Annotated in this window: 4 protein-coding genes; 2 read left to right on the plus strand and 2 right to left on the minus strand. The window is 33.5% G+C overall.

Translation table 11 applies throughout. The features are described from left to right. A partial coding sequence (locus tag CP368_RS08925; protein WP_098045993.1) for a restriction endonuclease subunit S occupies positions 1–962 on the minus strand: 962 nt, incomplete at its 3' end. A gap of 40 nt (positions 963–1,002) precedes the next feature. Here CP368_RS08925 and CP368_RS08930 point away from each other — a divergent pair. Together CP368_RS08930 and CP368_RS08935 are read left to right on the plus strand one after the other, a co-directional pair. Continuing rightward, positions 1,003–4,026: an HsdR family type I site-specific deoxyribonuclease gene (locus CP368_RS08930; protein WP_098044213.1), complete on the plus strand. Its 3,024-nt coding sequence runs from the start codon at positions 1,003–1,005 to the stop codon at positions 4,024–4,026. 22 nt (positions 4,027–4,048) lie between these two features. Continuing rightward, entirely contained in the window at positions 4,049–4,579 is a 531-nt protein-coding gene (locus tag CP368_RS08935) for a hypothetical protein (RefSeq protein ID WP_098044214.1), read from the plus strand. 163 nt (positions 4,580–4,742) lie between these two features. Here CP368_RS08935 and CP368_RS08940 read toward each other — a convergent pair whose 3' ends face one another. Next, a complete protein-coding gene (locus tag CP368_RS08940) occupies positions 4,743–5,942 on the minus strand; it encodes an acetate/propionate family kinase (RefSeq protein ID WP_098044215.1) in 1,200 nt (399 codons plus the stop codon). Positions 5,943–6,133 lie beyond the last annotated feature (191 nt).

Raw genomic sequence — 6,133 nt, forward strand, 5'->3', positions numbered from 1 at the left:
TTATTTCTGCTACTTCCAACAGTATATTTTGAATAATTAATCTGCTTTAATGCTAAAGCTAGAAATAATGGGCTTACATCTTTATTTACTTTTAAAACATGTGCATGATTATTAACCCAAATTTGACCTTTGACAAAATAAATAGGGTATTCTGTTAAACTGTTAGCTCCATCTTCGGCTATAAGTATAAATTCTCCTTTATGAGTAAATCCGCTGATATAGTCTTGAATTCCATTAGCTCCATAATATGGAGTATCGCCAAATAATCTGTCTTCTTTTTTAACCGGTTTTCTATTTTTATCTAAAATAGTTACTAAATCAGATAATTTGGTTTGCTGCCACTTTGCTTTTTTTAAAAAAAGTCGCCTAATTATTTCGTGATAAGTAAATTGAAAACTTTCTAATTTTCGTTGCTGAAGGGTTATACGATTATCTATTAATTTGAGAAGATGAACAATAGCTTTTTGTTCAACGTTATCAGGCAATCCAATATTAGTTTTTTTAACAATAGAACTATTTAAATTAACCTGACTACCTGGTTGACCAAATTTTTGCCATTCATGTTTGTAGAAAGCTAACCAGTAAAATCCAAAATCTATATTAAACTTTGGATTTTCAAATATGAGAAAGCCGTCATGAACACCAGTTTTAACATAATTAATAACTGGATAACCCACAGATGCAGCTATGCTCAATAATAAATGCGGTGTTGAAATTACTCTTGTTTTTGCTTGTCCCAGTATAGATATGTGTTGAGACAAGTGCTGTATTCGTCCATGTTGAGCAGTCACATCAGAAATGCGTAACCATCCAATATTTGAATTACTATTAAACCACTTGGGATCACTAATAGGTCTGGGAGATGCTCCTCGAATTATTTCAGATATATCTCCTAACTTACGCTGCTCCCAAACGAAAAACGTAAATAAAAGTAATGCAATTCCAAATTTAAATGAGATAATTTAATTATAAGCAATATTAAAAATAAGGAGTATCAAATTCGTGGAACAAGAGAATGTACTCGAACAAAATTTAATTGACCAACTTACTCATGGAGAGTCACAATGGACTCTTCGTGATGATATTAAAAATGAAGATGATCTTTGGAATAACTTCTTTAAGATTTTATCTCGCTCAAACAAAGATGTTTTAAAGGATGTTCCATTAACTGATAATGAAAAGGCAATTATTAAATCTAAGATAATTCATCCAACTTTCTATAAATCTGCAGAATGGCTTGCAGGAGTTAATGGGGAAGTCAGATTACAAATTCAAAGAGATAATACTAAATTAGGTACTGCTGACTTTGTAGTGATTAACAATAATAATATTGCTGGTGGTAATTCAGTCTATGAAGTAGTGCATCAAATTCAATTTCATAAACGCAGAGAAGTAGATCGTAATCGTCGTGGGGATGTAACTCTTTTAATCAATGGTTTACCGATGATTCATATTGAATTGAAGAATAGAGCACATTCACCTAAAGAAGCTTTCAATCAGATTCAAAAGTATATTGATGAGCAGATGTTTAATGGAATATTCTCAACTCTTCAATTCTTTGTCGTAACTAACGGAAGTTATACCCAATACATTGCTGCTGGACAACAATTAAAAGAGAAGTTTTTAACTACTTGGGTAGATAAAGAAAATAAGCCTGTGCAAAATTATCTTGAATTTGCTAAAGACGTACTGTCTATTCCTGCAGCTCATAATATGGTGGCTAACTATATTGCTTTAGATAGCACACAACACAGTATTATTGTGTTACGTCCATATCAAATTCATGCAATTCAAGCCATTTTTGATGCGTCATACGGAAAAGATAATAAAGATCAACCATATTCTGGTTTTGTTTGGCATACAACAGGTTCCGGTAAGACTTTAACTTCTTATAAGGTTGCACATAATTTACTTAAAATTCCATCAATTCAAAAGACGATATTTCTAATTGATCGTAATGATTTAGATACTCAAACTACTCAAGCATTTGAAACCTATGCTCAGAATGACTCAATTGACGTTGAAGGTACTGAAAATAGTTATTCTCTTGCCCGTAAGTTAGTAAGTTCAGATAAAAGGGTTATCGTTACTACTAGACAAAAAATGCAGGCTTTATTCAAGCGAATCGCTCAAGATCAAGAACAAAAACGTCTATACCGTAAGTTAAAAGATATAAAATTAGCCTTTATCGTTGATGAATGTCACCGTGCAGTCTCTCCCGATCAAAAGAATGAAATAGATGCATTTTTTACTAAAAATCCACCTTTATGGTATGGCTTCACTGGTACTCCTATTTTTGCAGAAAATGCTCGTGAGGCTAAGGGAAAGAATGCTCGAACTACTGAACAACAATATGGAAAATGCTTGCATAAATATACCATTAAGGATGCTATCAGAGATAAAGCTGTACTTGGTTTTCAAGTAGAGGAGGAAAGTAATGTGTCAGAGGATGCTGATGAATCAGATACTGATGCTAGAAATAAAGAATATGCATCCCTCTCGCACATGAAGGCAGTAGTAAAAAGAATTCTAAATAATTCATATCGCAAATTAGGTATTTATAACAAAGATAATCGTGGCTACACCTACGATGCCATTTTTACTACTAGCTCTATTAAGCAAGCTCAAAAATATTATCGAATCTTTAGGGATGTAATTAATGATAAAGATCCAGATATTAAAATTCCTAATCGAATTAAGAAAGTATTGCCAGATTTTCCTAAAATAGCAATTACATACTCGATTGGCGAAAATGGTGATGGCGATGAGGCTAACCAAAATGAGATGAAGCAATCTTTAGAAGATTACAATAAGATGTTTAATACTCATTATTCTATGGCTGAGTTAGGCGCATATAACACAAACGTGAATGATCGTTTAGCTCGTAAAAAAGATGAGTTTAAACCACGTTCTCAACAATTAGATATTGTCATAGTAGTTGATCGTCTGTTAACCGGCTTTGACGCACCATGTTTATCAACTTTATTCTTGGATCGTGCACCAATGCCGTATAAGGATTTAATCCAAGCATTTTCGAGAACTAACCGTATCTTCGATAGAGATAAAAGATATGGACAGATAGTTACTTATCAATATCCTAAGAAATATAAAGAAAGTATCAATGGTGCCTTAATGCTTTATACCGAAGGTAGCGAAAAGCAAGCTCTTGCTCCGACTTGGGATGAATCAATTCTACAGTTCAATAATGCTGAAAAGAAGATCATTAAGTATCAGGGAGATCAAGGTATTCCAATTACTGAAGCTCCGCTTGATGATCAAAAACGATTTCTAAAAGAATATCAGGATTTTGATAAAAGCTTAGGTGCTATCAAAACTTACAATGAATTCAATAATATTGATCTTGAAAAAGATTATGGCTTAGATCCAATGTTCATTGAGGATACCCGGGCGACATATGAAGTTGTTAAAGAAAAGGTTAGAGAAGCTACAGGTAAGGATAAGCCAGCAACAGAAGATGATGATCAGTTCGATCCAGATTATGAGCTTGAAAATACTGGTAGACAAGAGATTAATTATGCTTATATTGTTCAATTGATTCAGGCTTATATTCCATCAGATGATAAAGAAAACAGTAAGCGAACTAAGGCTGAAGTAAAAGAAATCGATGACTATATCGAAAATCTAGGTAAGAACAATAAGTCATTGGCTGATATTGTAAATAATTTATGGTTTCAAATTAAATTTGATCCTGAAAAGTTTAGAAATAAGCAAGTTAACGAACTCTTACAAAATATGATCGATGATGCTAGAGAAGATCTAATTAAAAAGTTCGCTGATGAAAATGGACTTAATATTGATGATCTCAAATTTGTTATTCGTCATTATGACCCAAACGAAGTTGATCACCAACAAACGGGAATTAATGCTTTACTATCATTTAAAGTGTTTAGTGAATTTCGTAAAACTCATCCTGATATGAACATGTTGCAATGGAAGAAAAAGGTTCGCTTAGGGCTAAATAAGTTCTACCAGGATCAGATTTCACCGTTGGAGAATAAAGATTAATAGATGTAGGGAAGTACGTACAATGAATAAAAGAAATTTTTTAAAGATCATTAGCATAATTGTAATAGCTATAGGGATAGGTAGTATTACTTTTAGTAAATCAAATCATAATGTTAATGCGGCAAGCTGGGGAGCTAAGTCTCTGTTTACAACACCTAAGGCAACAAGAGGTACTTGGTATTATAAAGAAGATGGAAGAATTAAACATTGTAAGATAACAGCACATACAGTAGATGGAAGAAAGCTTTATAAAATTTTACCTGAAAAAGAATATGCAAAGTGGGAAAATAGAGTAGAACATCAAAATATAAAAGAGCACCGTAAGCTTATTTCAAAGATAAATACTATTCAATTTCAAGCCTATAAACTTAAATGGCATGGTATTACTTCATTTAATACCAATGACTGGGTAACGGGAGCTGGAAATGGTATCTATTATGTGCCTGTTACTAAAACTAGACATGGTAAAAAGGTAAAAGCTATAAGATTTGGCAGTGGTGCTGGAAATTACTTTGATCGTTATGGATACAAAACTAAAAAGCTAGCTATATAGCCTTGTTTATAAGAAAACATATCACTTAGTTGTGAGAATTATTGTAAGAAATAAAGATAATCGATTATATTAAAAACTAAAAAATGATATCAATGCAACATGCAAAGATATCATTTTTCTTTTATCTCAAATTCTTTAATTTGAAAAATAAGTATCCAAAATTCTACTTCAATCCAGCAATTCTGACTACATCGCGCTCAATCATTAATTCTTCATTGGTTGGAATTACCATCCCAATAATCTTAGAATCCTTCTTAGTGATGAACGTATCATTATTCTTATTAGCGGCAAGATCAGGCTTTAAGCCTAAGAGCTTCAATGAATCCATAACACCTTCACGAACGCCGTAATCGTGTTCACCAACGCCAGCCGTGAAAATGATGCCATCAAGTCCGCCCATTTCAAGAATATAGCCACCGACATAGCGAACGATTCGATTGATAAAAATATTACGAGCTAGGTCAGCACGAACCTTCTTCTCACCAGATAGAGGAGTCACATCACTACGTAAATCACGCATATCAGGTGATATTCCTGAAATACCAAGTAAGCCTGATTTATGATTCAGAATTTTCATCATTTGATCAATGCTTAAGTTTTCCTTTTTCATAATAAAGGGCAGTAGGGAGGGATCGACATCACCTGAACGAGAGCTCATTGTAATTCCCGCTACTGGAGTGAAGCCCATTGATGTATCGTAGGATTTACCGTTTTTAACAGCAGTGATTGAAGCACCGGATCCCAAGTGACAAACTATTAATCTTAAATCTTTAAGGTCACGGTTTAAGATTTTGGCGGCTTCTTGACTAATATATCTAAGGGAGATGCCGTGAGCACCATACTTTCTTGCACCGTATTTTTTATAATACTTGTAAGGAAGAGAATATAAATAGTGAACTTTATCTAAACTCTGGTGGAATGAAGTATCAAAGACAGCAACTTCAGCCGCATCTGGCAAGAACTTCATAAAGGCCTTAATTACGTCAGCTTCTACGGCATTGTGTAAAGGAGCGTATTGCTTCAAATCATAAATTTTCTTGAGCGTCTCCTGATCAACTAGCGCTGAATCCTTAAATTCTTCACCACCAGCAACAATCCGGTGTCCGATTCCAATAATTTCTTTAGGATCATTGATTAAGTTATATTTCTTGAGCTTTTTAAGTAAAATTGTGACCGCAGTTTCAGAGTCTGGAATTGCGATTTCTTCTTTATGTTTTTCACCATTAACTTTAATGGCAAAGGTTGAACCCTCTAGTCCGACTCGATCGGCCAGGCCTTCACTAATTACTTTTTCATCGGGAAAAGTAAAAAGCTTAAACTTAAAAGAAGAGCTACCTGAATTAATTGCTAAAATTTTCTTCATAAGAATTATTCCTCTATTCCTTTTTTGGCTAGGTAAAAAATCTCTAGTTGCATTAGCGAATACTTTTATATATATACGTTGTTATGCTAATGTAACCCCTTACATTCATTTCCATACTAACTAAAAAATAAATAAATGCTAATTTCCCAGGATTTTACAACTCAAACCATACGGCTGACAGATTTTCTGCC

The organism is Lactobacillus sp. UMNPBX17, assembly GCF_002553735.1.
In the GTDB taxonomy this organism is placed as follows: Bacteria; Bacillota; Bacilli; order Lactobacillales; family Lactobacillaceae; genus Lactobacillus; species Lactobacillus gallinarum.

Excerpts from the sequence above, each read along its gene's own strand:
- CP368_RS08935 (WP_098044214.1), top strand. The coding sequence starts at position 4,049 with ATGAATAAAAGAAATTTTTTAAAGATCATTAGCATAATTGTAATAGCT.
- CP368_RS08940 (WP_098044215.1), bottom strand. The coding sequence starts at position 5,942 with ATGAAGAAAATTTTAGCAATTAATTCAGGTAGCTCTTCTTTTAAGTTT.